General features: G+C 70.8%; 25 protein-coding genes. 17 read left to right on the top strand and 8 right to left on the bottom strand.

What is annotated here, in order from left to right; genetic code table 11:
• The first annotated feature begins 4 nt into the window (after positions 1-4).
• The 12 genes from E1181_RS25855 to E1181_RS25800 all read left to right on the top strand — a co-directional run bounded on the left by E1181_RS25855 (position 5) and on the right by E1181_RS25800 (position 13,077).
• Entirely contained in the window at positions 5-1,384 is a 1,380-nt protein-coding gene (locus E1181_RS25855) for an MFS transporter (RefSeq protein WP_207922314.1), read from the top strand.
• Positions 1,385-1,435: 51 nt separating this feature from the next.
• On the top strand, positions 1,436-2,443 hold the full coding sequence (locus E1181_RS25850) for a LacI family DNA-binding transcriptional regulator (RefSeq protein ID WP_132678651.1): 1,008 nt from the start codon (positions 1,436-1,438) through the stop codon (positions 2,441-2,443).
• Positions 2,444-2,516: 73 nt separating this feature from the next.
• Positions 2,517-3,665 (top strand): Gfo/Idh/MocA family protein, encoded by a 1,149-nt coding sequence (locus E1181_RS25845; protein WP_132678649.1) that lies wholly within the window; start codon positions 2,517-2,519, stop codon positions 3,663-3,665.
• The gene (locus E1181_RS25840) at positions 3,662-4,816 is read left to right on the top strand and encodes a dihydrodipicolinate synthase family protein (protein ID WP_235877045.1); all 1,155 of its coding nucleotides are present in this window, start codon (positions 3,662-3,664) and stop codon (positions 4,814-4,816) included. Before E1181_RS25845 ends, E1181_RS25840 begins: the two co-directional genes overlap by 4 nt.
• Before the next feature lie 5 nt (positions 4,817-4,821).
• Positions 4,822-5,655: a sugar phosphate isomerase/epimerase family protein gene (locus tag E1181_RS25835; protein WP_207922317.1), complete on the top strand. Its 834-nt coding sequence runs from the start codon at positions 4,822-4,824 to the stop codon at positions 5,653-5,655.
• A 218-nt stretch (positions 5,656-5,873) separates the two neighbouring features.
• Complete coding sequence (locus E1181_RS25830) at positions 5,874-6,857, top strand: Gfo/Idh/MocA family protein (protein WP_132678646.1); 984 nt, start codon at positions 5,874-5,876, stop codon at positions 6,855-6,857.
• Positions 6,854-7,732, top strand: coding sequence for a sugar phosphate isomerase/epimerase family protein (locus tag E1181_RS25825; RefSeq protein ID WP_132678644.1), 879 nt, complete (start codon positions 6,854-6,856; stop codon positions 7,730-7,732). Before E1181_RS25830 ends, E1181_RS25825 begins: the two co-directional genes overlap by 4 nt.
• The gene (locus E1181_RS25820) at positions 7,729-8,730 is read left to right on the top strand and encodes a sugar ABC transporter substrate-binding protein (protein WP_132678642.1); all 1,002 of its coding nucleotides are present in this window, start codon (positions 7,729-7,731) and stop codon (positions 8,728-8,730) included. The genes E1181_RS25825 and E1181_RS25820 overlap by 4 nt, the downstream gene beginning before the upstream one ends.
• A gap of 2 nt (positions 8,731-8,732) precedes the next feature.
• Positions 8,733-9,722 (top strand): ABC transporter permease, encoded by a 990-nt coding sequence (locus E1181_RS25815; protein ID WP_132678640.1) that lies wholly within the window; start codon positions 8,733-8,735, stop codon positions 9,720-9,722.
• Between the two features lie 4 nt (positions 9,723-9,726).
• Positions 9,727-10,488 (top strand): ATP-binding cassette domain-containing protein, encoded by a 762-nt coding sequence (locus E1181_RS25810; RefSeq protein ID WP_132678638.1) that lies wholly within the window; start codon positions 9,727-9,729, stop codon positions 10,486-10,488.
• Between the two features lie 168 nt (positions 10,489-10,656).
• Positions 10,657-11,454, top strand: a complete 798-nt coding sequence (locus tag E1181_RS25805; RefSeq protein WP_235877044.1) for an SDR family oxidoreductase — start codon at positions 10,657-10,659, stop codon at positions 11,452-11,454.
• Positions 11,455-11,586: 132 nt separating this feature from the next.
• Positions 11,587-13,077, top strand: coding sequence for a flavin-containing monooxygenase (locus tag E1181_RS25800; protein WP_132678635.1), 1,491 nt, complete (start codon positions 11,587-11,589; stop codon positions 13,075-13,077).
• Here E1181_RS25800 and E1181_RS25795 read toward each other — a convergent pair.
• The gene (locus E1181_RS25795) at positions 13,029-13,961 is read right to left on the bottom strand and encodes an excalibur calcium-binding domain-containing protein (RefSeq protein ID WP_132678633.1); all 933 of its coding nucleotides are present in this window, start codon (positions 13,959-13,961) and stop codon (positions 13,029-13,031) included. The two genes, E1181_RS25800 and E1181_RS25795, sit on opposite strands and share 49 nt — an antisense overlap.
• Before the next feature lie 290 nt (positions 13,962-14,251).
• On the opposite strand from E1181_RS25795, the gene E1181_RS25790 reads away from it, so the two are divergent.
• Positions 14,252-15,226, top strand: a complete 975-nt coding sequence (locus tag E1181_RS25790) for a LacI family DNA-binding transcriptional regulator (RefSeq protein WP_235877046.1) — start codon at positions 14,252-14,254, stop codon at positions 15,224-15,226.
• On the opposite strand, the gene E1181_RS25785 is transcribed toward E1181_RS25790, so the two are convergent.
• From E1181_RS25785 to E1181_RS25765, 6 genes are read right to left on the bottom strand one after another with little or no spacing between them, the layout of a single operon-like run.
• A complete protein-coding gene (locus E1181_RS25785; RefSeq protein ID WP_132678630.1) occupies positions 15,227-15,565 on the bottom strand; it encodes a hypothetical protein in 339 nt (112 codons plus the stop codon).
• The gene (locus tag E1181_RS32650; RefSeq protein ID WP_268952509.1) at positions 15,562-15,693 is read right to left on the bottom strand and encodes a hypothetical protein; all 132 of its coding nucleotides are present in this window, start codon (positions 15,691-15,693) and stop codon (positions 15,562-15,564) included. Before E1181_RS32650 ends, E1181_RS25785 begins: the two co-directional genes overlap by 4 nt.
• 44 nt (positions 15,694-15,737) lie before the next feature.
• Positions 15,738-16,463 (bottom strand): HpcH/HpaI aldolase family protein, encoded by a 726-nt coding sequence (locus E1181_RS25780; RefSeq protein WP_132678628.1) that lies wholly within the window; start codon positions 16,461-16,463, stop codon positions 15,738-15,740.
• A complete protein-coding gene (locus E1181_RS25775; RefSeq protein WP_132678627.1) occupies positions 16,460-17,218 on the bottom strand; it encodes an SDR family NAD(P)-dependent oxidoreductase in 759 nt (252 codons plus the stop codon). The genes E1181_RS25780 and E1181_RS25775 overlap by 4 nt, the downstream gene beginning before the upstream one ends.
• Positions 17,215-17,883 (bottom strand): alpha/beta fold hydrolase, encoded by a 669-nt coding sequence (locus tag E1181_RS25770; RefSeq protein ID WP_235877043.1) that lies wholly within the window; start codon positions 17,881-17,883, stop codon positions 17,215-17,217. Before E1181_RS25770 ends, E1181_RS25775 begins: the two co-directional genes overlap by 4 nt.
• Positions 17,880-19,016, bottom strand: coding sequence for a cupin domain-containing protein (locus tag E1181_RS25765; protein ID WP_132678625.1), 1,137 nt, complete (start codon positions 19,014-19,016; stop codon positions 17,880-17,882). The genes E1181_RS25770 and E1181_RS25765 overlap by 4 nt, the downstream gene beginning before the upstream one ends.
• Positions 19,017-19,117: 101 nt before the next feature.
• Here E1181_RS25765 and E1181_RS25760 point away from each other — a divergent pair, with 101 nt between their 5' ends.
• Positions 19,118-20,032 carry a LysR family transcriptional regulator gene (locus E1181_RS25760; protein WP_132678623.1) on the top strand — a complete coding sequence of 305 codons (915 nt, stop codon included), beginning with the start codon at positions 19,118-19,120 and terminating at the stop codon, positions 20,030-20,032.
• Positions 20,033-20,212: 180 nt separating this feature from the next.
• Here the strand turns inward: E1181_RS25760 and E1181_RS25755 are convergent, their stop codons facing one another.
• Complete coding sequence (locus tag E1181_RS25755; RefSeq protein WP_132678622.1) at positions 20,213-21,490, bottom strand: MFS transporter; 1,278 nt, start codon at positions 21,488-21,490, stop codon at positions 20,213-20,215.
• A gap of 324 nt (positions 21,491-21,814) precedes the next feature.
• On the opposite strand from E1181_RS25755, the gene hisD reads away from it, so the two are divergent.
• The 3 genes from hisD to E1181_RS25740 form a co-directional block, all read left to right on the top strand.
• Positions 21,815-23,146, top strand: coding sequence for a histidinol dehydrogenase (gene hisD, locus E1181_RS25750; protein ID WP_132678620.1), 1,332 nt, complete (start codon positions 21,815-21,817; stop codon positions 23,144-23,146).
• The gene (locus tag E1181_RS25745; RefSeq protein ID WP_132678619.1) at positions 23,143-24,303 is read left to right on the top strand and encodes an ester cyclase; all 1,161 of its coding nucleotides are present in this window, start codon (positions 23,143-23,145) and stop codon (positions 24,301-24,303) included. Before hisD ends, E1181_RS25745 begins: the two co-directional genes overlap by 4 nt.
• Positions 24,304-24,468: 165 nt before the next feature.
• On the top strand, positions 24,469-24,746 hold a 278-nt coding region (locus tag E1181_RS25740; RefSeq protein WP_132678617.1), incomplete at its 3' end, for a hypothetical protein.

Below are 24,746 nucleotides of genomic sequence, written 5' to 3'. Positions count from 1 at the left end.
ACAAGTGGCAACACGCATGAGCGGACAGCGCACCGACGACTCCCGGAGCAGATCGCGCCGGGCCGCCGCCAGCGGGTGGATCGGCAGCGCACTCGAGTACTACGACTGGTTCGTCTACGCCCAAGCCGCAGCGCTGATCTTCCCCAGCATCTTCTTCCCAGGCGGAAACCCCACCGTGGCACTGGTTTCCTCGCTGGGCACCTACGCCGTCGGCTACGTCGCGCGCCCCATCGGCGCGATCCTGTTCGGGCACTACGGCGACCGGCACGGGCGGAAGAACGTGCTGGTGCTGGCGATGCTGCTGATGGGCTTGTCGACCTTCGCCGTCGCACTGCTGCCGACCTACCACCAGGTGGGCCTGTGGGCTCCGGTCCTGCTGGTGCTGCTGCGGTTCGCGCAGGGCTTCGCCGTCGCCGGTGAGCTCAGCGGCGCGAGCGCGATGATCGCCGAGCACGCGCCGTTCGGCAGGCGCGGCTACTACACCAGCTTCAGCCTGCACGGAACGCAGGCGGGGCAGATCATCGCCGCGGCGGTGTTCCTGCCGCTGTCGGCGGTGCTGTCGGACCAGGCCTTCGACTCCTGGGGCTGGCGAATCCCGTTCCTGCTCAGCGCGGTGGTGGTCTTCGCCGGTTACGTGATCCGCCGCCGGGTCGAGGAGACCGAGGTCTTCACCAAGGCCGAGAACGCTCCCGTGCGGGCGCCGTTCGTGCAGGTCATGCGCGAGAGCGGAACCGACGTGCTGCGCGCGATCTGCATGACGCTGGTCAACGTGATCGGCGTGGTGGTGTCGGTGTTCGGCGCGGCCTACGCGACGCAGTCCGGCTACGGCATCGAGATGAGCACCTCCGTCTACCTGTGGATCCCGGTCGTGGCGAACCTGGTCGCGCTGCCGTTCATCCCGTGGTTCGCGAGCCTGTCGGACCGCTTCGGCCGCCGGCCGCTGATGATCGTCGGCGCGCTCGGTTCGGGCGTGTTGTCCTTCGCCTACCTGTGGTCGGTCAGCCGCGGGGACGTGGTGCTGACCATCGTGCTGGCGATCCTGACCTGGGGGATCTTCTACCAGATCTGCAACGCCACCTTCGCCGCGTACTACCAGGAGCTGTTCCCGGCGCGCACCCGCGTCACGGGCTTCGCCATCGCGCAGAACGTCGGTCTGACCATCACCGCGTTCCTGCCCAGCATCTTCACCCTCGTCGCTCCCCCGGGGTCGGCGAACGTCCCGCTGGTGGTCGGCGGGCTGTGCCTGGGCATCAACGTCATCGCCGCGTTCGCCGCGTGGTCGGCGCGGGAGACCCACCGGGTGCCGCGGGAGGTGCTGGGCGAGAAGGACGCGGTGCCGGTGCCGCGCGAGGAGTTCGACCGGCTGCGCTCCGAGGCGCGCTGATCGGCGGACGGTATCCTGGGGAAACGCATCCCCCCAGGAACAAGGAGCGTCGTGGCGGCACGAGCAGCGACCCTCACCGACGTCGCCAAGGAGGCGGGCGTCTCCCTCGCGACGGCCTCGCGCGCTCTCAACGGCAGCGACCGGGTGGTCCGCGCCGAGCTGCACGACCGCGTGCTGCGGGCCGCCACCCGGCTCGGCTACTCGCCGAACGCCCAGGCGCAGTCCATGGCCCGGGGTTCCACCGACCTGCTGGGGCTGCTGGTCAACGACATCTCCGACCCCTACTTCTCCACCATCGCCGCGGGTCTGGCCAACGCCGCCGAGGAGCAGGGCCTGCTGGTGATGCTGTGCAGCACGGCGGGCAAGCCCGAGCGGGAGCTCGAACTGCTCGGGGCGCTGCGCCGTCAGCGCGGACGCGCGATCGTGCTCGCCGGGAGCCGCACCAGCGACCGCGCCCACCTGCGGGAAACGGCCGCCCAGCTCGATCCGTTCGTGGCGTCGGGCGGTCGCGTGGTGGCCATCAGCGAACCGAAGCTGCAGGTCGACACCGTCGTGGTGGAGAACCGCCGGGGCGCGCAGGACCTGGCCGCCGAGATCGCCGCGCTCGGCTACCGCAGGCCGGCGATCCTCGCCGGCCCGGAGCACCTGCTGGTCTCCCGCGATCGGCGGGACGGGTTCACCGCGGGCTGGCCCTCGGGCGAGCCGGTGGTGGTGGCCGACGAGTTCAGCCGCGACGGCGGTTTTCGCGCGATGCACCGGCTGCTGGACTCCGGTGCCGAGGTCGACTGCGTCTTCGCGATCAACGACCTGATGGCCATGGGCGCGATGGCGGCCTGCCGCGAGCGCGGCGTGGACGTGCCGCGGGACCTGGCGGTGGCCGGGTTCGACGACATCTCGACGCTGCGCGACGTCACCCCGGCGCTGACCACGGTTCGCCTGCCGCTGACTGACATGGGGCGCGAGGCGCTGGACCTCGTGCTCGCCTCCCCCACGGCGAAACCGCGGCGCCGCAAGGTTCGCGGTGAGGTCATCGTCCGCGAGAGCACTCCGCGGCGCTGACTCCCCCCTTGCATCCCGCTCCCGCTTCCGCCTACGGTCTTGGTAAGCGCTTTCCACACAGAGGGGGTTCGGCATGGCCGAGCGACGGCTGGGCGTCATCATGAACGGCGTCACCGGGCGGATGGGATACCGGCAGCACCTGGTCCGGTCGGTGCTGGCGATCCGGGAGCAGGGCGGGGTCGAGCTCTCCGACGGCACCCGGGTGGTGCCGGACCCGATCCTCGTGGGGCGCAACGAGGAGAAGCTCCAGGAGATCGCCAAGAACCACGACATCGACCGCTGGAGCACCGATCTCGACGCCGCGCTGGCCGGAGGAGACGAGCTGTACTTCGACTCCCAGCTGACCTCGGTCCGCGAACCCGCCATCACCCGCGCTCTGGAGGCCGGCAAGCACGTCTACACCGAGAAGCCGGTCGCCGACGACGTCGAGGGCGCGCTGCGGCTGGCCCGCCTGGCGCGGGAGTCCGGCGTGAAAACCGGTGTCGTGCACGACAAGCTGTACCTCCCGGGGCTGCTCAAGCTGCGCCGGCTGGTCGAATCCGGGTTCTTCGGCCGGGTGCTGTCGGTGCGCGGCGAGTTCGGCTACTGGGTGTTCGAGGGCGATTTCCAGGCCGCGCAGCGGCCGAGCTGGAACTATCGCGCGGAGGACGGCGGCGGCATCGCCACCGACATGTTCCCGCACTGGAACTACGTGCTGGAGAACCTCTTCGGCCGGGTCGAAGCCGTGACCGCGAAGGTGGTCACGCACGTCCCGCAGCGCTGGGACGAGCGCGGCGAGCCCTACGCGGCGACCGCCGATGACGCCGCGTACGGGATCTTCGAGCTCGCGGGCGGGGTGATCGCGCAGATCAACTCGTCGTGGACCACGCGGGTGCACCGCGACGAGCTGGTGGAGTTCCACGTCGACGGCACGCACGGCAGCGCGGTCGCTGGGCTGCACCACTGCGTCGCGCAGCACCGGGTGCACACGCCCAAACCGGTGTGGAACCCGGACTTGGTGGAGGCCACGCCGTTCCGGCAGCAGTGGTCGCCTGTGCCCGACAACCAGGAGTTCGACAACGGGTTCAAGGCCCAGTGGGAGCAGTTCCTGCGGCACCTGTGCGACGACGGCGACCACCCGTACGACTTCCTCGCGGGCGCGCGCGGGGTGCGGTTGGCCGAGGCCGGGCTGACGTCCTCCCGCGAGGGCCGTCGCGTCGAGCTGGGCGAGGTGGCGCCGTGAGCCTGCTGCTCCCCCGCTCCGACGGCCGGATGGTCCCGCACACCACGGGTGCACCGCGCGAGTGGCCGAAGCCCGAGGCCCCGCTGCGGTCGCGTTCGGCGTTCGCGGCGGCGCACGTGGTTCCGCGAGTCCTGGGCGAGAACGTGCCGGGTGCGCCCGCCGACATCGACTGGGACGCCACGCTGTCCTACCGGCACCGGATCTGGTCCTACGGGCTCGGCGTCGCCGAGGCGATGGACACCGCGCAGCGCGGCATGGGTCTCGGCTGGCGGGAAGCCGCCGAGCTGGTGCGCCGTTCGGCAGCGGAGGCCCGCTCGGTCGGCGGGGTGATCGCGGCAGGCGCGGGCACCGACCACCTCACCGGGACCCCGACGCTGCCGGAGGTGCTCGCCGCCTACCGCGAGCAGGCGGAGGTCGTGGCGGGCGCGGGCGCGCGGGTGATCCTGATGGCCTCGCGCGCGCTGGCGGCGGTGTCCCGCTCGCCCGAGGACTACGCGTGGGTCTACGGGTCGCTGCTGGACGACGCGGACGACCCGGTGATCCTGCACTGGCTGGGGCCGATGTTCGACCCGGCGTTGCGCGGCTACTGGGGCACCGAGGACGTCCCGGCGGCGACGAAGGCGTTCCTGGAAATCATCCGCGCGCGGCCGGAGAAGGTCGACGGGGTGAAGGTCTCGCTGCTGGACGCCGATCACGAGATCGCGCTGCGGCGGGAGCTGCCCGAGGGCGTGCGGCTCTACACCGGGGACGACTTCAACTACCCGGATCTCATCGTCGGCTCCCGCGGGGAGTTCTCCGACGCGCTGCTGGGGATCTTCGCCGCCATCCACCCGGCCGCCTCCGCGGCGATCCAGGCGTTGGACCGCGACGACCCTGCGACAGCTCAGTCCATCTTCGACAGCACGAAGGCGTTGGGCAGGCACATCTTCGAGCCACCGACCTTCCACTACAAGACGGGGATCGCGTTCCTGTCGTGGCTCAACGGCCACCAGCCGGGGTTCACGATGGCGGGCGGGTTGCACGCGGGCCGCTCGGTGCCGCACCTGGCCGAGGTGTTCCGGCTCGCCGATGGGGCTGGTCTGCTGGTCGATCCGCAGGCGGCCGAAGAGCGGATGCGCGGGTTCCTCGCGGTGAGCGGAGTGCAGCGGTGAGCGATCTGACGAGGCTGTCGTTGAACATCGCGACGACGAAGCGGTGGACGTTGCGGGAGGCGGTCGACGGCGCCGTCCGCGCGGGCATCCCGGCGGTGGGCCTGTGGCGCGACCGGGTCGCTGAGGAGGGGCTGACCGAGTCGGCCGAGCTCGTGCGCGATGCGGGGCTGCGGGTGTCGAGTCTGTGCCGCGGTGGTTTCCTCACCGCCGCCGACGACGCCGGCGCGCAGGCGGCCCTGGCCGACAACCGGGCGGCGATCGTGGAAGCCGCCGCGCTCGGCACGGAGGCGTTGATCCTGGTCGTGGGCGGGCTTCCGGACGGCGATCGGGATCTGGCCGGTGCCCGCGCGCGGGTGGCCGAGCGGATCGCGGACCTGGTCCCGTTCGCCCGCGAGCACGGCGTCCGGCTGGTCCTGGAGCCGCTGCACCCGATGTACTGCGCCGACCGCGCGGTCATCTCCACCTTGGCGCAGGCCCTGGACCTCGCCGCTCCGCACCCGGCGGAGCAGGTGGCGGTGGTCGTGGACACCTTCCACGTCCACTGGGACCCGGCGCTGGCCGAGGGCATCGCCCGCGCGGGCCGGGAGAACCGCATCGCCTCCTACCAGGTCTGCGACTTCAACCTCCCGATCGCCCGGGACGCCCTGCTGTCCCGGGGCATGATGGGTGATGGGGTCGTCGACTTCGCCTCGATCACGAGCATGATCGACGCCGCGGGGTACACCGGCGACGTCGAGGTGGAGATCTTCAACGCCGAGATCTGGGACTCGCCCGGCGACCAGGTCCTTTCCGCCATGATCGCCCGCTACGCCGATCTCGTCCTCCCGCATCTGACCTAAACGTCTACTGGATCCGAACACCCCGCGTCAACCTTTTGTCCGGACATTCGCACCTGTCGTCCCAGGTCGGCCCGGCACGGACCGGCCATTTCTCGTCCACAGTGGACATCCGTCGCGGAACTTCTTCGCGCGAACGGCTCTTGACATCGTTGTGAGGCAGCGCACAGCATTGATCCGCGCCAACGCGTCCCTCTAGACGAATCGAGGCCCTCGCCGAGATGAAGATCGGAGTAGCCGGGGTCGGTCGCATCGGCTCCATGCACGCCACGAATCTCGCCGCGCTCGACGAAATCGACCGACTGCTGCTCTTCGACCCGGCACCGGGCAGGGCCGAGGCCGCCGCCACCGACCTCGGCCCGCCCGCCGCGGCGGTGACCACTGTGGACGAACTCCTCGCGGCCGACGGGGTGCTGATCGCCACGCCGACCGGCACGCACCCCGACCTGGTGCGCGCAGCCCTCGCCGCCGGAACACCCGTGCTCTGCGAAAAACCCCTGGCCTCAGACCTTTCCACGATGTCGGCGCTGGTCGACGAGATCGAGAGCTCCGGCGTCCCGGTGCTGGTCGGGTTCCAGCGCCGCTTCGACCCCGACACCGCCGAGGTGCACCGGCGGCTCCGCGACGGATCGGCCGGGTCGGTGTACCTGGTGCGCGCGGTGTGCAACGACCACCTGCCACCGCCGAGGGAGTTCGTCGCCACCTCGGGCGGGTTGTTCCGGGACTGCCTGATCCACGATCTCGACGCGGTGCCGTGGCTGCTCGGCGAACCGGTCACCGAGGTCTACGCCTCCGGATCGGTGCTGGTCGACGAGGCGTTCCGGGAGGTGGGCGACGTGGACAACGCGGTGGTGTCGCTGCGCTTCGCCGGGGGCGCGCACGCGCTGCTCTCGGCCGCCCGGCACGACCCGGTGGGCTACGACTGCCGCCTGGAGGTCTTCGCCTCGCGCGACACGCTCAGCGTGGGACTCGACGAGCGCACCCCGCTCAACACCGTCGCGGGCACCGGTCCGCAGCGGCCCTGGACGTCCTTCACCGAGCGCTACCACGACGCCTACCTGCGGGAGACCCGCGTGTTCCTCGACGTCATCGCCGGCCGGGCCGAGAACCCGTCACCGCCGAGGGACGCGCTGGTCAGCCTGCGCCTGGCCGAGGCGTGCGAGGAGTCGCTGCGCGTCGGCAAGCCGGTGGAGGTGGGCGCATGACGTTCAAGGTCGCGGCCGCGCCGATCTCCTGGGGCGTGAGCGAAGTCCCCGGCTGGGGCCGGATCCTCGAACCCGAGCGGGTCCTCTCCGAGATGGCCGGGCTCGGCGTGCACGCCACCGAGCTCGGACCGCCCGGTTACCTGCCGGATCCGCCGACCATCATCGGCAGGAACGGGTTGGAGCTGGTCGGCGGCTTCCTCGCCGTCCCGATGCACGACGCGTCCGCAGCCGAGGGCAGCGTCGCCGAGGCATCGGCGACGGCGAAGAAGATCGCCGCCGGTGGGGGCGAGATCGTGGTGCTCGCCGCGGCCACCGGGCTCGACGGTTACGACGGGCGCCCGCAGCTCGACGACGCGCAGTGGGCGACGCTCATCGACACCTGCCGCCGCATCACCGAGGTCGTCACCGCCGAGGGACTGCGCGTCGCGATGCACCCGCACGTCGGCACGCACGTGGAGACCGAAGCCGAGATCGAGCGCTTCCTCGCCGACTCCCCGATGCCGCTGTGCTTGGACACCGGGCACCTGCTGGTCGGAGGGACGGACCCGGTCGCGCTGGCCGAGCGGCATCCCACGCGCATCGGGCATCTCCACCTCAAGGACGTCCGGGCCGATCTGGCCGCCGAGGTCCGCGCCGGGCGGGTGGGGTTCGCCGACGCCGTCGCGCGCGGTCTGTTCGTGCCGCTCGGAGATGGCGACGTCGACACCGAGGCGATGGTCCGCTCGGTGCACGCGGCCGGCTACCACGGCTGGTACGTGCTGGAGCAGGACACCGCGCTGGGGCCGGATTCCGACGACTGCGGGCCCCGGCGCAACACCGCGCGCAGCCTGGTCCACCTGGACGAGGTGTTCTCCCGGATCCGGGAAGGCCGATGACCTCACACCGCAGACTCGCGACGACGCGGTTGCTGCCGGTGCTCCTGATCGGAGCGCTGGCGCTGGCCGGGTGCACCGGCCCCAAGGCGTCCGGGCCGCTGCCGGGCGCGCACCAGCAGGCCGACACCCGCGACGGGCCGCTGCGCATCGCCGTGGTCAGCCACAGCACGCCCGGTGACGCGTTCTGGAACGTGGTGCAGAACGGCGCCGAGCAGGCGGGCCGGGACCTGGACGTCGAAGTCCAGTACCAGGCCGATCCCGACCCCGGGAACCAGGCGAAGCTGGTGGACAACGCCATCGCCCAGGGCGCCGACGGGCTGGTGGTCTCGCTCGGCAGCCCGGAGGCGATGCGGACCTCGGTGACCAACGCGGTCGCCGCCGGCATCCCGGTGATCACCATCAACGCAGGCGAGGAGGTCAGCGCCGCCTTCGGCGCGATCACCCACGTCGGGCAGAGCGAGAAGGTCGCGGGAACCGCTGCCGGGCAACGGTTCTCGCAGGCGGGCAAGCGCAAGCTCCTGTGCGTGATCCACCAGGCGGGCGTCGAGACGCTCGCCCAGCGCTGCGACGGCGCGCGCGGGGGTTTCACCTCGGGCGAGGTGATCGACCTGCAGGTCGACATCAACAACCCGACCGACGCGCAGTCGCGCATCAAGGGCGCGTTGCAGTCCGACCCGTCCGTGGACGGGGTGCTCACGCTCAACCCGCAGGTCGCCGCGAACGCGGTCAACGCGGTGCGCGAATCGGGTTCCCGGGCGGCGGTGTCGACCTTCGACCTCAACGGCGACGTGGTCGCCTCCATCCAGGCCGGGGAGCTGCTGTTCGCCGTCGACCAGCAGCAGTACGAGCAGGGCTACCTGCCGGTGGTGTTCCTGAAGCTGTTTCTGGACAACGCCAACACCGTCGGCGGTGGCGAACCCGTCTACACCGGCCCGGGTTTCGTCGACAAGTCCACCGTGGACGTCGTCGGCGAGTACGCGCGACGCGGAACGAGGTAGGCATGAGCCGACATCTCACCCGACCGGAGCTGGGCGCGGTGATCGGCGCGATCGGCGTGTTCGCGTTCTTCTCGCTGGTCACCGACGAGTTCCTGTCCCCGCTGGGGACGGCGACCTGGCTGGACGACTCGGCGACGCTGGGCATCATGGCAGTCGGCGTGGCGCTGCTGATGATCGGCGGCGAGTTCGACCTCTCCGCGGGCGTCATGACCGCCTCGACCGCGCTGGTCACGGCGATCGTGGCCACCGAGCTGGGGTGGAACGTCTGGGCCGGGCTGGCGCTGTCGCTGGTGTTCGCGCTGCTCGTCGGCGCGTTCAACGGGCTGCTGGTGATGCGCACCGGGTTGCCGAGCTTCATCGTCACGCTCGGCACGTTCTTCGCGCTGCAGGGCCTCAACCTCGGCGTCACGCGCCTGGTCACCGGAACCGTGCAGGTCTCCGGCATCCGCTCGGCGCCCGGTTACGAGTCCGCCGGGTTCGCCTTCGCCTCCACCGTGGACATCGGCGGCACGTCGTTTCAGATCTCCATCGCGTGGTGGATCGGGGCGGCGCTGGTGGCGTCGTTCCTGCTGCTGCGCACGCGGTTCGGCAACTGGATCTTCGCCGTCGGCGGCTCGTCGGCGAGCGCCCGCGCGGTCGGCGTCCCGGTGCTGGGCACCAAGGTCGGGCTGTTCATGACCACCGCGCTGTGCGGGTGGCTGGTGGGATCGATCAACATCCTGCGGTTCACCACCGTGCAGGCCAACCAGGGCGTGGGCCTGGAGTTCCAGTTCATCATCGCCGCCGTCATCGGCGGGTGCCTGCTCACCGGCGGTTTCGGCTCGGCCATCGGGGCTGCGGTCGGGGCGCTGATCTTCGGCATGGTCCGGCAGGGCATCGTGTTCGCCCGCTGGGACAACGACTGGTTCTTCCTGTTCCTCGGAGTGCTGCTGCTCGGCGCGGTGCTGGTCAACAACTCCTTCCGCCGCCGCGCGGAACGGCAACGGAGGTGAGGCGATGACTCCGCTCCTGCGAGCGCGCGGCATCGGCAAGAACTACGGCACCGTCACCGCCCTGGAGGACGTCTCGACGGTGGTCAACGCCGGTGAGGTCACCTGCGTGCTGGGCGACAACGGCGCGGGCAAGTCGACGCTGATCAAGGTCCTCGCCGGTGCGCACCAGCACGACACCGGGGAGCTGCTGTTCGAGGGATCGCCGGTGCGGTTCGGCTCACCTCGGGAGGCGCTGGACCGCGGGATCGCGACGGTGTTCCAGGACCTGGCGGTGGTGCCGCTGCTGAGCGTGTGGCGGAACTTCTTCCTCGGTTCCGAGCCCGGCAGGTGGGGGTTGGTCGACCGCAAGCGGGCGCGGGAGACGACCCGCACCGCGCTCGCCGAGATGGGCATCGAGCTGCGCGACGTCGAGCAGCCGGTGGGCACGCTCTCCGGCGGTGAGCGGCAGTGCGTGGCGATCGCCCGGGCGGTGCACTTCGGCGCCAAGGTCCTCATCCTCGACGAGCCGACCGCCGCGCTGGGCGTCAAGCAGGCCGGGATCGTGCTCCGGCACGTCGCCCGGGCCCGTGACCGGGGTTTGGGCGTCGTGCTGATCACCCACAACCCGCACCACGCCTACCCGGTCGGCGACCGCTTCCTGCTGCTCAAGCGGGGACGGAGCCTCGGCAGCCACGAGAAGCAGGACATCACCCTCGACCGCCTCACGCACCAGATGGCGGGTGGCGCGGAGCTCGAAACCCTCACCCGCGAACTCGAATCCGACTGACCCTGGCCAACCCCACCTCCACCCGATACCCTACCAAGCACTTGCTTGACCCGATTTCCACTGAAACCCGGTCCCAGGCTTCCACTGAAACCAGGTCCCCGAGTTCCACTGAAATCCGGGATGGGGTTTCCACTGAAATCCGGTGGTGGACGAGGTGAGGAGGCGAAGTTGGCGACGTTGCCGTTGTTCCGGCTCGATGGCCGGGTCGCGCTGGTGTCCGGGGCCGGGCGCGGGATCGGGGCCGCCACGGCGTTGGCGCTGGCGGAGGCCGGCGCGGACGTGGCGGTGCTCTCGCGCACGCCCGACCAGATCGAGGCGGTGGCCCAGCAGATCCGCGAGCTGGGGCGACGCGCGGTGGCGATCCCCACCGACGCCGGGGACGCCGAAGCCGTGGCAGGGGCGGTTGCCCGCGTCGCCGAGGAGCTGGGCCGGATCGACGTCGTGGTGAGCGTGACCGGCGGATCGATGCCCCGGCCGTTCACCAACACCCACGACGAGGCGCTGCGGAAGTCCTTCGAGAACAACGTCGTGCACGGGGTGCGCCTGGTGCGCGAGGCCGTGCCGCACCTGGCGAAGTCGGACGCGGCGAGCGTGGTGATGGTCTCCAGCAGCACCGGGCACCTCGTCGGCCGCGGCTACCTCGCCTACGGCGCGGCCAAGGCGTCGCTCGATCACGCGGTGCGGATGATGGCCGCGGACCTCAACCCGCGCATCCGCGTCAACGCCGTCGCCCCCGGCGCGATCCTCACCGAGGCGCTGGAGGTCGTGGCCGCCGCCCCGGAGATGAAGGCGACGCTGGAAGGCCACACCCCGCTGCGGCGGATCGGCGTCCCGGAGGACATCGCAGCGGCGATCCTCTACCTCTCCTCCCCCTCCTCGTCCTACGTCACCGGCCAGGTCCTGGCGGTGGACGGCGGGCTGGTCGCGCCGAACATGCCGCTGCCGATCCCGGACGTCGAGGCCTGAGGCGGTCCCCGAACGCCACCCGGCATGCGGTATCCGAGGTGAGCACTCGGCGGTAATTTCGAGGTGGGTGCAGGGAGGGGAGCCGTGGTGTTCGCGCGCGGTTCCCGCGCCGCCGCTGCGGGAGGAGCCGCCGTGCGTGATGACCTGGACGTGCTGATCGTGGGAGCCGGGCTGGCCGGGATCGGCGCCGCGCACCAGCTCCAGTCCGCCTTCCCCGGCCTGGACTACGCGATCCTCGAATCCCGCGATGCGCTCGGCGGGACCTGGGACCTGTTCCGCTACCCCGGCGTCCGCTCCGACTCGGACATGTTCACCATGGCCTACCGGTTCCGGCCGTGGCCCGGTGCGCAGTCCTTCGCGGGCGGTCCTGCGATCCGCGACTACGTCCGCGCGACCGCCGAAGACGCTGGCATCGACCGGCGGATCCGCTACCGGCACCGGGTGCTCAGCGCCTCCTGGTCCAGCGACGAGGCGCGCTGGACGGTGCTGGCCGAGCACGACGGCGAACAGGTGCGGCTGACCGCGAAGTTCCTGCACCTCTGCGCCGGTTACTACCACTACGAGCAGCCGCACGCGCCCGAGTTCCCCGGCGTCGAGCGCTTCGCCGGAACCGTGGTGCACCCGCAGCACTGGCCGGAGGACCTCGACCACGCGGGCAAGCGGGTCGTGGTGATCGGCAGCGGTGCCACGGCGATCACCCTGGTCCCGGCGATGGCCGACGACGCGGCGCACGTGACGATGCTGCAGCGCTCACCCAGCTACGTGGTGTCGGTGCCCGGACAGGACCCGCTCCTGGCGCACCTGCGCGGCAGGCTCGGCGAACGCGCGACCTACGCGCTCGTGCGCTGGAAGAACATCCTCTACAGCGCGGGCTCGTACCGGTTGAGCAGGGCGTTCCCGAAGTGGATGAGCAAGGCGATCCGCAAGGCCGCCGCCGAGCGGCTCCCGGCAGGCTACGACGTCGACACGCACTTCAACCCCAGCTACGACCCGTGGGACCAGCGGATGTGCCTGGCCCCCGACGGCGACCTCTTCGACGCGCTGAGCAGCGGGAGGGCCTCGGTGGTGACCGACCACGTCGAGGAGTTCACCGAGACCGGGATCCGCCTGCGGTCCGGTGCCGAGCTGGACGCGGACATCGTCATCACGGCCACCGGGCTGCGGCTGCGCCCGTTCGGCGGCATCACCTTCACCGTCGACAGCCGCGAGGTCGCCCCGAGCGAGACGACCGTCTACAAGGGAGCAATGCTGTCCGGGATCCCCAACCTGGCCTTCACCTTCGGCTACACCAACCACAGCTGGACGCTCAAGGCCGACCTGGTGGGCGAGTTCGTCGTCCGGCTGCTGCGCCAGATGCGCCGCAACGGCCACGACCGGTGCGTTCCGGTGAAGGCGAACCGGGGTGCGCAGCCGATGATCGAGAACTTCACCTCCCATTACGTCCAGCGCGGCATCGACGCCTTCCCGCGCTCGGACGTCAAGGCGCCCTGGCGGGTCAAGATGGACTACTTCCACGACCTGCTGGTGCTGCGGCACCTGCCGGTCGGCGACCGCGACCTCCGGTTCAGCCGGAGTCAGTCGCACGCGATGCCGTCAGCATCGCTGTCCAACGTGGACGAATAGCCGGTGTCGCCGCGCCGCAGCGGCGCCACTCCGGCGGCCCTGGCCTGCTCGCAGGTGGCGTAGTAGGCGGGCAGGATCTCCTCGGCCTGCGGCGGCACGGGCGCGGCTCGCACCGCGCCGCACTGCTGACCCCACAGCCCGCGGCCCGCGGTCTTGGCCGTGGCCTCGGCCTGGGTGAGCTCCGAGGTGAGCCCCTCGGCCAGGAACGCCTGCGGGTAGAGCCGGGCCGCGCCCTGCTGCAGGGCCAGCGACGAGTACTCGGCGCCATCGGGGAGGATCAGCGAGACCTCGGGTTCGGGACTGCGACCGCTGCTCCAGCCGACGCCGAAGGTGACCTGCACCGTCGCATCGCGCAGCGCGCCCTCGGCGAACGCGCGCGCCTCGGAGCTCCAGCACTCCCCCTCCGCCGGGGCCTGCACTCCCGCGATGCGCACCACCTGCGGCTCCCGGCCGGGCACCTGGATGAGCACCCGGTCGTCGTCGAGTACGTCGCGCACCTGCGCCCGGTCCTGCTGCGGCGGGGGCGCGAGGACCGGCTCGGGCGTGATCACCGACGGCGGCGGCGAGCTCGGCTCCCGCAGCACCTGGGGTCCCGCGGGCTGGGCCCGCTGGTCCGACCCGGACAGCCCGCCGACCACCAGCAGCATGATCACCGCGCCGAGCGCGCACGCCCCGGCGATCAGCGGGGCCTTCGCCGACTCGCCCTTGCGGTGCCAGTAGGCCGCGACCGCGGGCCAGAGCGTCACCGGCCAGAGCACGCCCGCGACCAGCCCGGCCATCAGCCACGGCCACGCGCGCCCCTGCCTGGCCCGCTGCCGCCAGAGCAGCGCGCTCATGACCACCGTCGCCACCATGCCGACCAGGTGGACGATCCCGAAGAACATCGGACCCCTCACTGCGCTCGCGTTCGCAACGATGATCCCTCACTCGATCAGGTGGTCGCGGCCAGATCCCTCGGAACTCCACCCCACCGGAGCAACCGCTCACACCTTCACCACTGCGACCCCGGGCGAGGCGACCCACCTGGAAGTGGAGGAAACGATTCCGATCCGCTATACGTATTCAGCTCACGCGCCGGGCTCTTCGGCGGCTGAACGGGGCGTGCATCGCGCAGGAGTAGTATTCGTATGCAGCTACTCCGAGGGGAGCCAAGTCCTTGATCACCAGCCGCGATGTGGCCCGCCTGGCGGGTGTTTCGCAGCCGACGGTGTCCCGGGCCCTTCGCGGCGATCAGCGCGTGTCGGAGGCTACCCGGGAACGGGTCCAGCGCGCGGCCGATGCGCTCAACTACGTGCCGAGCGAGACCGGCCGCAGCCTGTCGACGCGGGTGACCAAGCGCATCGGCGTCGTGGTCACCGACCTCACCAACCCGTTCTACCCGCACCTGATCGGCCCGCTGCACGACGAGCTGGAGCAGCACGGCTACCGGATGATGCTGTTCACCGAGCGGTCCGAGACCGCCGTGGCCAGCCAGCGCCTGCTGGACCGCTCCATCGACGGCGTCGTGCTGGCGACCGCGACCATCGGGTCCCGCCTGCCCGACGACCTGCAGCGGCGCGAGCTCCCGTTCGTCTTCCTCAACCGCGAGGCCGGAGGTCGCCCGGCCGACGCGGCCGTGGTCGACAACGAGCTCGGCGGCCGGCTGGTCGCCCGCGAGCTCGCCCGACTCGGCCACCGCGACATCGCGCACATCGGCGGCCCCGCGGAGACCACCACCGGCCGCGAACGCGAAATGGGTTTCCGCCTGGGGCTTTCCGAGGCGGGCATCGGCCTGCCGGAGGAGTCCGTGCGGCGCGGCCCCTTCGACTTCGACACGGGATACCGGGGACTCACCGAGATCCTGGCCGGACCGACCCGCCCCACCGCCGTGTTCTGCGGCAACGACGTGATCGCGATCGGCGCGTTCAACGCCGCTCGCGCCCACGGCGTGCGCATCCCCGAAGACCTCACGCTCATCGGCTTCGACGACATACCGATGGCGGCGTGGGAGGCGTTCGGCCTCAGCACCGTGCACTACGACCTGGGAGAACTCGCCCACGAAGCCGCCCGCCTGCTGGTCCGGCGCATCGAGTCCGACGACGACCCCGAGCCCCGGCGCACGCTGTTCACCCCGGAGCTCGTCCTGCGCGCCACCCACGCCTCCCGCTGATCAGCGCAGCGGCGTGATCGTCGTGCCCTGCAGGCGGAGTCCGGCGTTGCGCAGCATCCGGCGTCCGACGACGCGCTGCAAGGCCGGCAGCGCGATCACCACGACGACCAGGAGCAGGTCGTCGAGCAGCGGGACGACGTCGATCGGCAGCGTCAGGGCCATCACGACCCTGCCCGCGGCGTCGAGCAGGAACAGCACGCCCCAGAAGTGCACGACCACAGCACCCGGCGGAAAGCCGGGTAGCGGTCCCAGTTCTCGGCCCACGAGGTAGAAGACCGCGACCGGCCCCAGCACGTCCGGGCCGATCCTGCGCAGCAGCGGCTTGAGGTCGTGGCTCATGCCCGACCTCCCCGGACCGCGAGGTCGATCGCGGTGACGACCTCGCACGCGTAGGTGTCCAGGTCGACGTCGGAGCCGTCGCGGACGCGCTGCGCGGCGTCGATGCTGGCCCGGATCAGCACGGCCATCGATCGCGCGTCGAAGTCGATTTGGGGGAAGGACGGGCGGATCCTCAGCTCTTCAGGCTCCGCAGCAGTTGCATGAGGATGTGGGTGAGGTTGTAGAGCACCATCCCCGGCGGGGCCTGGGCGCCCTGCTCGGTGGAGCCGACGATGGTCATCAGCGGCGCGCCGCCCGCGGCCTCGACGACCTGGGCGAGGCGGGCGGCCACGTCCGGGTCCGACGGCCCGCTGCGGCCCATGGCCACCGAGAGGTCGGCGGGCCCCACCAGGACCGTGTCGACGCCCTCGACGGCGAGGATCTCGCTCGCGTTGTCGCACGCCTGCGGCGTTTCCAGCATCGGGACGACCATCGTGCCGCGCTCGGCCTGCGCGAGGTGTTCGGCGATGCTGTTGGTGCCGAAGCGACCGGCGCGGCTGTAGGTGGCGAAGCCGCGCTCGCCCAGCGGCGGGTAGTGCGCCGACGCCACCACCTCCCTCGCCTGCTCGGGCGTGTCGACGTGCGGCACGATCACCCCCTGCGCGCCGAGGTCGAGCACGCGCAGCACCAGCGCCGGTTCGTGCTCCCCCACCCTGACCAGCACCGGGAGCCCGTGGGCGTCGGCGATCTGCAGGTGCTGCTGCAGGCTCAGCAGGTCGGCGGGACCGTGCTCGCAGTCGATGACCGCGTAGTCGAGCCCGGCCACGGCCGCCATCTCCAGCAGGTTCTCCGAGGGCAGCCGGAGCAGGCCGCCGTGCAGCCTCTCGCCCGCCAGCACTCGTTGCTTCAAGGTCGTCATCGCGCCACCATCCCCGCCGACAGGTCGATGTCGGCTCCGCACATCCCGCGCATCTGCAGCATCGCCACCAGCGCCTGGCCCACTTCCTCCTCGGTCACCATGCGCCGCAACAGCGCGCGGGAGACGAACTCCTGCTCGGCGGCGGCCTCGGTGATCCCGCTGCGCTCGGCTTCGAGCCGGAAGTTGCGGGTCATGCGCGGTCCTTCGACCGGCCCCGGCGACAGCGAGTTCACCGTCACCCCGTGCGGCCCGACCTCTCCCGCCAGCGTCGTGGTCAGCCCGATCACGGCGGTCTTCGAGGCGCAGTACGGGGTTCGGCGCAGCAGCGGCCGCTTTCCGGACACCGAGGCGACGTTGACGACGTCACCGGCACCCCGGTCGACCATCTGCGGCAGGAACGCCCGGCACATCAGGTAGACGCCGCGCACGTTGATGTCGAAGACCTCGTCCCACTCGGCGGGTTCGATCTCCAGCAGCGGTTTGACGGGTCCGGCGATCCCGGCGTTGTTGACCAGGATCGAGATCTCCTCGCCCGCCAGTTCCCCGGCGAGCGCCGCCACCGACTCGGGATCGGCGACGTCGCAGGTCGCGGCACGTCCGTCGAGACCGTCGAGGGTCTCCTCCAGGGTGTCGCGCTTGCGGCCCACGGCGACGACCCGGGCTCCAGCGGCCGACAGCGCCCGGGACATCGCACGCCCCAGCCCGTTGCCGCCGCCGGTGACCAGGGCCGTTCGCCCGGTGAGCGGTGTGGTCATCGTTCTCCTCGTTCCAGTAATTTCCCGATCAGCGCGCCCACGACGGCGGGGCGTTCCAGCGGGAGCAGGTGCCCGGCTCCGGAGAGCACGTGCAGCCGCCCACGCGACGCGTGCTTGACGATCTCCTCGTGGAACCCGGTCGGGCACAGGGCGTCTCGGTCGCCGCACAGCACTTGCACCGGCCCGTCGTAGCCGGCGATGGCGTCGAACGCCTCGGTCCGGGTGGCCTGGGCGGCGAGCTGGGCGTGGAAGGTCTCGGGCCCGATCCGCCCGGCCATGCCCAGGAACCGCTCCCGCAGGGGGCTCCGGGGTTCGGCGAACATCGCGGGCAGGGTCTCCTCGACGACCCCGTCGAAGTCGGCCGCGGCCTGCCGCTCCCACGCCTGGCGCTGGTCCGGCCGGGGCTCTCCGGCGTTGGTCGACAGGGCGCCGAAGGCGCTCACCCGCTCCGGCGCCCGCCGCAGCACCTCGAACCCGACGATCGCGCCGAGGCTCAGCCCCACCAGGGTGAACTTACCGTCCACTGCGGACAGCACCTGCTCGGCCATGCCGCCGATGGTCGGTTCGGTGATCTCCGCGTGCACCACCTCGCCCGGCAGCTCCGGCAGGTCCGACCACAGGTCGGCGTCGCAAAGCATGCCGGGCACCAGGACGATCGGGCTCACTTGCCCACCGGTCGCGGGATGAGGTGGAACGGGGCCAGGTAGCCGTTGTGGTCGACGCCGACCCCGGCGTCCGCGGCGGCCTTGACGACCTCGTCGTCCCAGTCGAGGCGGACCCGCCCGTCACCGCTGTTGATGACCAGCATGCTGGCGGTCTCGTCGGAGACGTTGCGGATCTTGCGCCACGCACCGGCCGGCACCGAGAGCATGTCCCACGGGCCGAGCCGCACCGAGACCTCCTCCTCGCGGTTGAGGGTCACCTCCCACTCGCCGTCCTTCACCATCAGGACCTGCGTGCCCGCGTGCCGGTGGGTGAGCATGCCCTCGCCCGGAGCCGCGCGCAGCCAGGAGATGTTGTGGCCGTGCGGGTTGTAGATCCGCGGTTCCTGCAGCCGGTCCTCGGTCATGCCGAAGCCGATGACCTGCGCCAGCTCGGCCGCCCCGCCCGGCAGCGCCGAACCGAGCAGCGCCCGGGCCGACCACTCCAGGTCGTCGGCGGTGGCGACGCGCTTGCGCATCTTCTCGACCGGGAAGGAGCTCAGACCGGCGATGTCCTCCGGGCTCATCGGCCGCTTGAGCTCGACGTCCTCGGGCTTCTCATCGCCGGCGACGGTGTCGACGAGCCGGTTGTCCTCGGTCAGGAACAGGCCGTGCCCCTCGGCCTCGCGCAGCACGCTCGGGCCCCAGATGATGCCGCCGGTGTCGTCGTGGCCGAGGGCCGTGAACAGCCAGCCGTCATCGGGCCCGATGTTGGTGAAGCCCCGGAAGATCCAGGTCGGGATGGAGGCGATGTCGCCTTCCCGCAGCACCAGCTCGCCCTCCTGCCCGTCGGCACCCCAGCGCAGCAGGAACTCGCCCCGGAAGCAGATGAACACCTCGGCGGTGAAGTGCAGGTGCAGGTTGTTGACGATGCCGTGGGGCATCGCGGCCGCGCCGATGTTGTAGCCGTGCGCCTCGCGCAGGTTGACCACCTGGTTCGGGCTCTGGGTCACCCCCGGCCCGATCATCGAGTAGTTCTCCTTGCGGTCGGAGCCCGGTGTGCGGCAGTCGATGAACGCCTGGTTGCACGAGACGAAGTCCGATCGCCGGATCGTCCGCCGCTCCAGTTCCTGCCGGGTCACCTCGACCTGAGACATCAGCACCTCCGTGTGAATACGTATGTATGGATGGAAGCCGTTGTGAAGAGCCATGTCAAGAGGACTCGGGCAACCGTCTACGCATGCCGTAGGGTTCGGCCGTGACCCTCAACCAGCTGCGCGCGTTCCTGCTGGCCCACCGACTCGGCACGTTCACGGCGGTGGCGGGCGAGCTCGACATGGCCCAGCCGTCGGTGTCCGAACTCGTCCGGAGGCTCGAAGAGGAGCTGGGGACCGCGCTGTTCGTCCGCGGCAGCCGCAAGCTGACGCTCTCCGAAGCCGGGCGCGAGCTGCTGCCCCACGCCGAGCAGGCCCTGGCGGCGGTGGACCACGGCAGCGCGGCCGTGCGCGCGCTGAACACGCTCAGCGGGGGCACGGCCACGTTCGGGCTCCTGCGCAACGCCGACTACTACCTGCTGTCGGACCTGGTCCGGCAGTTCCTCGACCGCTACCCCGACGTCAAGGTCCGCCTGGTGGGGCAGAACTCGGCCGAGACCGCGGCGGCGGTCCGCGACGGCGACCTGGAAGCGGGCCTGGTCGTGCTGCCCATCGACGACGAGGCCCTGTCGGTCACCCCGCTGGCGCGCGACGAGGTCCTCTACGTCAGCCCCTACCCCGAGCGCACCCGGCGGCCGGTCGCGGTGGAGGACCTCACGACCGCACCGCTGATCCTCTACGACGCCCGCTACGGCTGGGCCGACCCGACCCGCCGCCAGCTGGCCGAACGCGCCCAGCTGGCCGGGGTGGCGCTGGACGCCGGGATCGAGGTCGAGCACGTGGAGTCCGCGTTGCGGCTGGCCGCCCAGGGCATCGGCGACACGATCGCCTCCCGCGCGGTGGTCAACAGCCGCCGCTTCCCGGCCGAGCTGCACACCGCCCCGTTCGCCGAACCGCTCTACGACACGATCGCGCTGATCCACCGCCGCAACCGCACGCTCTCCCCGGCCACCGGCGAACTCGCCCGCCTCGCCCAGGAAACCCTCCTCGAAGGAGGAGCCTCCTGGGCGGACGGGTGATTCATCAGCAACTGCGAGCAAGCGACGCGGCAACCCGCACCGCCGCGGGTTCTCAGCGGTTCTCCGGGGAGGACGCCGCGACGCCGCGCAATTGGCTACTCAAGGAGTGGCGCCCGGCCCCCGGAGAACCGCTGAGGTTCCGCTACCCGCACCGCTGAGCAGAACGAGCATGGAACCCGATCATTCCATCGGTTTCCCCGTGGTCAGGTCGAGTCGGTAGCTCTCCTCCATCCACTTGATGACGACGACCAGGGATATCACCGCGGCGACCGCGAGGTAGCCCCAGACGGCGTAGATCGTGCCGAAGGTGCTCACCAGCAGCGCCGAGACGAACGGCGTGATGCCGGAGAACAGGGCGAACGAGCAGTTGTACGCGACACCTCCGGCGCTGAACCGGGTCTTGGTCGCGAACAGCTCGGCCACGCAGACCGTCACGATGCCGGTCAGGAAGAACTCCGGGATCACGTAGATCAGCTGCGCGATCACTGCCGCGGTGAACGTGCCCATCTGGGCGACCGCGAAGGCCACCGGGATCAGCACGAGCGCCGAGAGGTACCCGGTGATGAGCATCGGACGTCGACCGATCCGGTCCGAGAGCGCACCCGCCAGCGGCAGCAGCGGGATGATCGCCGCGACCGAGATGGCGTTGGAGCCCAGGGCCTCCGCCCGCGACAGGCCGACGTTGGACGACAGGAACTCCGGCAGGTACGTGACCCAGGTGTAGGACACGATCGCGAGGGTGATCGACGAGCCGCAGAAGACCAGCATCTCGCGCCACTGCGACTTGAACGCCTCGGTGAGCGGCGCCTTGACGACCTCCGCGCCGTCGGCGGTGGCCTTGACGAACTCCGGCGTCTCGCCGACGCGCTTGCGCACCCAGAGCCCGACGAGGCTCAGCGGCAGAGCGAGCAGGAACGGGATCCGCCAGCCGTAGCTCTGCAGCGCGGCGTCGTCGAAGACGGCGGCGGTGAGCGCGGAAACGCCCGCGCCGCCGAGGATTCCGACGAACACGCTGATGGAGACGAACGAGGTGTAGTAGGCGCGTCGTTTCGGTTCGGCCCATTCCACGACGAACGCGATGGCACCCACGTACTCGCCGCCGGAGATCAGGGCCTGCATCATCCGCATCGCCAGCAACAGCAGCGGTGCGAGCATGCCGACCTGCGCGTAGGTGGGCAGCACACCGATCAGCGCGGTGCACAGACCCATCAGCGCGATCGTCCACAGCAGAACGCTCCGGCGACCGAAGCGGTCACCCCAGCGCCCGAGGATCATGCCGCCGAGGGGGCGGATGATCGTGCCGATGGCCAGGATCGCGTAGGTGCTCAGAACACCGACGACGGGGTCCTGGGAGGGGAAGAACACCGGTGCCATGACCGGTGCGAGATAGCCGTAGATGCCGAAATCGAACTGCTCGACGAAGTTGCCGATCACGCCGGCCGTGACGGCTCTGCGCATCGGCGCTGGGGACTGTGCCTGCTTTTCGGGCACGGGAGTTGAAGTCGACAAACGTAGCTCCGAGATCCGGGGCGGGCATCTTCGCCCGCGCATGCCTGTTGCTCGATCGGACGAGTCGGCGGATTCGCAAGAGAGTCGCAGCGCCCGAATCGTGTGTCAAGCCCCACATGCATACGGATGAATTCACGATCCGGGAGGATCAGGCCAGCTCGACACCGGCTGTGCATACGGATTAGCTGATCGTGATCGCATAGGGTTGTCCTATGCCTCTTACAAGAAACTCCGCTCTTGTCCTGTGGTCCAGCCCCGCTTAGCGTTCGCCTCATGCGATTCAGCTCACGGCTGCTCGGCGACCTGGCCGGGCGGTTCGAACACCTCAAAGCGCCCGCCTCGGAAGCACCCGCGGCCCAGCAGGATCCCCGCGTGGCGCAACGCGTCTCGGAGATGCTCGGCGAGATCGAACGGGCCGGCTTCGACGCGGTGCTGCGCTACGCGCGCGACCTGGACGGCTGGGACAAGCCGGACGTCGAGCTCAGCCAGGAGGCCATCAGAGCTTCCGGTGACGCGCTCACGCCCGAGCACCGCGCGGCGCTGGAGCTCGGCGCCGAGCGCACCCGGCGGTTCGCCGACCTGCAGCGCGCGGGCCTGTCCGACGCCGAGGTCGAGCTCGCCCCCGGCCTGACCACCGGGTACCGCTACGTGCCGGTGCAGAGCGTCGGCGCCTACCTGCCCGCGGGCCGGTTCCCGCTGACCGCGGGCGCGTTCATGACCGTCGGCGTCGCCAAGGCCGCCGGGGTGCCGACCGTGGTGGCGTGCCTACCGCCCGGCAAGAACGGCGAGGCGGACCCGGCGGTGGTGTACTCCGCGCACCTGTCGGGCGTGGACCGGGTGTTCGTGTTGGGTGGCGTGCAGGCCCTCGCGGCGATGTCGTTCGGGCTGCTCGGCGAGGCGCCGGTGGACATGATCGTCGGCGCGGGCAACGCCTTCGTCGCCGAGGCCAAGCGACAGCTGTTCGGCCGCGTGGCCATCGACCTGCTGGCCGGACCGTCGGAGGTCGCGGTGATCGCCGACGAGACCGCCGATCCGGAACTGGTCGCCGCCGACCTGCTCGGCCAGGCCGAGCACGGCGTCAACTCCCCCGCCGCGCTGGTGACCACCTCCCGCGAGCTGGGCAAAGCGGTCATCGAGGAGGCCGACAAGCAGCTCTCCTCGCTGGCCACCGAGGAGATCGCCGGCCCGGCCTGGCGCGACTTCGGCTCGGTGACCTGGGCGCAGGACCGCGAGACGGCCGTGGCGTTGATGGACGACCTGGCCCCCGAGCACCTGGAGATCCAGACCGCCGACGACGACTACTACCACGACTCGCTGCGCAACTACGGCTCGATCTTCCTGGGCACGTGGAGCACGGTCGCCTACTCCGACAAGGGCATGGCGGGCACCAACCACGTGCTGCCCACCGCGGGTGGCGCCCGGCACAGCGCGGGCCTGTCCGTGTCGCGATTCCTGAAACCGCTGACGTACCAGCGGGTTTCGAAGGATGCGACGCCACTGCTGGCCGAGGCCGTGGAGACGATTTCCGACTACGAGGGCATGGCGGCGCACCAGGCCACCGCGACGCTGCGGCTGGAGCGCCTCCGGGAAGGCGACGCACGATGACCGAGGTTTCCGAGCAGCCCGCGGGTTCCCCCGGCGGCACCATGGAGTCCGGCAAGCGCACGATGCCGAGCGACTTCAGCATCGCCGTGCGCCCCGGTGCGGGCGCGACGCTGGGCGGGGTGAACTACGGCGGTGAGCGCCGCCAGTCGATGGAGGGGTTCGAGGACACCTACACCGACATCGTCGACTACATCGTCCGGATCACCCACCGCATCTGGGAAGACCAGGACATCGGCTACATCTACGACACCTACGCGCAGGGCTGCCGCCTCTACGACGACAGCGGTGTGAAGTTCGGGGTGGAGCGGTTGATCGACGGCACGACGCAGAGCATCAACACCTTCCCGGACTGCCGCCACTACGCCGATGACGTGATCTGGGCGGGCAGCGACACCGAAGGGTTCGTCACCTCGCACCGGGCCATCAACATCGGCCACCACACCGGCCCCTGGCGCTGGGGTCCGCCCACCGGGCGCAGGCTGGAGACCTGGGTGATGGCCAACTGCGTGGTGTGGCAGAACGAGATCTACGAGGAGTGGGTCCTCTACAACACCGCGGCCAAGCTCCAGCAGCTCGGCATCAACGTGGCCGAGGCGGCGCGCACCTACGCCCGCGAAGGCGGCCTCGTCCCGGTCTCGGAGCGCCCCTCCTCGGAGGCGCTGCGGCTGGTCGGCGGTCGCAAGCCGATCGCGCTGCCGGAACCGGACAACAAGGCCGGGTTCGACGTGGAAGGCTCCGTGCGGGCGTTGTGGCACAACGTCTTCAACCGGCGGGACCTGAGCGCGATCGACCGGTTCTACGCCGAGAACGTCCGCTGGCACGGCACCACCAACCGCACCGGCTACGGCCGGTCGGACGTGCGCGCCATGGCCCGCAGCCTGCTGGCCACCTTCCCCGACCTGGGCGTGCAGGTCGACGAGGTGTACTGGATGGGCAACGACACCGACGGCTACAGCATCTCGGTGCGCTGGTCGGGTGCGGGCACGCACCGCGGCTTCGGTCTCTACGGCAAGCCCACCGGCCGGCGGGCTCACCTCTGGGGCATGTCGCAGCTCTACGTGATGCACGGCCGCATCGTCGAGGAGTGGTCGCTGTTCAACGAGTTCGACGTCATCGCCCAGCTCGTCAGCGAGGACGGCGGACCGGAACTCCTCTGATCCCCGACTTCCGCCCGGGTGGCCGCGACTCGTGGCCACCCGGGTGGGTGAACGGGGCCCACGTTCCTGTGAAACGCTCCGGTGGCAGACTCGAGGCGCTGGACATTACCAACAGGTAATGGCAGATTCGAGGTTTGCACGCACGGCCGCGAGGAGGCAGTGGACGTGAGCGGTTCCGAAGTCGACGCCCTGCTCGACGAGCTCCGGCAGCAAGGCTGGGAGTCCTACGTGTTCGGGCCGCGCGACGATCCGAGCGCGGTCGGCATGGCCTACCGCTGGCAGACCTGCGCCGACGTCCTGGTGCTGCACGCCGAGGACGAGGCCACCGCCTACCGGATGCCGCTGTGCCCGAACGCCGATCTCTTCGCACCCGAGATCGTGTCCTGGCACTACCACGCCCCCGCCGAGTGGACGATCCGCGCCGTGCTCTCGCTCCCCCGCCC

The sequence above is a fragment of the Saccharopolyspora terrae genome (assembly GCF_004348435.1).
In the GTDB taxonomy this organism is placed as follows: domain Bacteria; phylum Actinomycetota; class Actinomycetes; order Mycobacteriales; family Pseudonocardiaceae; genus Saccharopolyspora; species Saccharopolyspora endophytica.
This window is presented reverse-complemented; position numbering and strand designations above follow the sequence as displayed.

Excerpts from the sequence above, each read along its gene's own strand:
- E1181_RS25845 (WP_132678649.1), top strand. The coding sequence starts at position 2,517 with ATGGCCGAGCGACGGCTGGGCGTCATCATGAACGGCGTCACCGGGCGG.
- E1181_RS25830 (WP_132678646.1), top strand. The coding sequence starts at position 5,874 with ATGAAGATCGGAGTAGCCGGGGTCGGTCGCATCGGCTCCATGCACGCC.
- E1181_RS25825 (WP_132678644.1), top strand. The coding sequence starts at position 6,854 with ATGACGTTCAAGGTCGCGGCCGCGCCGATCTCCTGGGGCGTGAGCGAA.
- E1181_RS25820 (WP_132678642.1), top strand. The coding sequence starts at position 7,729 with ATGACCTCACACCGCAGACTCGCGACGACGCGGTTGCTGCCGGTGCTC.
- E1181_RS25815 (WP_132678640.1), top strand. The coding sequence starts at position 8,733 with ATGAGCCGACATCTCACCCGACCGGAGCTGGGCGCGGTGATCGGCGCG.
- E1181_RS25810 (WP_132678638.1), top strand. The coding sequence starts at position 9,727 with ATGACTCCGCTCCTGCGAGCGCGCGGCATCGGCAAGAACTACGGCACC.
- E1181_RS25795 (WP_132678633.1), bottom strand. The coding sequence starts at position 13,961 with ATGTTCTTCGGGATCGTCCACCTGGTCGGCATGGTGGCGACGGTGGTC.
- E1181_RS25785 (WP_132678630.1), bottom strand. The coding sequence starts at position 15,565 with ATGAGCCACGACCTCAAGCCGCTGCTGCGCAGGATCGGCCCGGACGTG.
- E1181_RS32650 (WP_268952509.1), bottom strand. The coding sequence starts at position 15,693 with ATGGCCGTGCTGATCCGGGCCAGCATCGACGCCGCGCAGCGCGTCCGC.
- E1181_RS25780 (WP_132678628.1), bottom strand. The coding sequence starts at position 16,463 with ATGACGACCTTGAAGCAACGAGTGCTGGCGGGCGAGAGGCTGCACGGC.
- E1181_RS25775 (WP_132678627.1), bottom strand. The coding sequence starts at position 17,218 with ATGACCACACCGCTCACCGGGCGAACGGCCCTGGTCACCGGCGGCGGC.
- E1181_RS25765 (WP_132678625.1), bottom strand. The coding sequence starts at position 19,016 with ATGTCTCAGGTCGAGGTGACCCGGCAGGAACTGGAGCGGCGGACGATC.
- E1181_RS25755 (WP_132678622.1), bottom strand. The coding sequence starts at position 21,490 with ATGCGCAGAGCCGTCACGGCCGGCGTGATCGGCAACTTCGTCGAGCAG.
- hisD (WP_132678620.1), top strand. The coding sequence starts at position 21,815 with ATGCGATTCAGCTCACGGCTGCTCGGCGACCTGGCCGGGCGGTTCGAA.
- E1181_RS25745 (WP_132678619.1), top strand. The coding sequence starts at position 23,143 with ATGACCGAGGTTTCCGAGCAGCCCGCGGGTTCCCCCGGCGGCACCATG.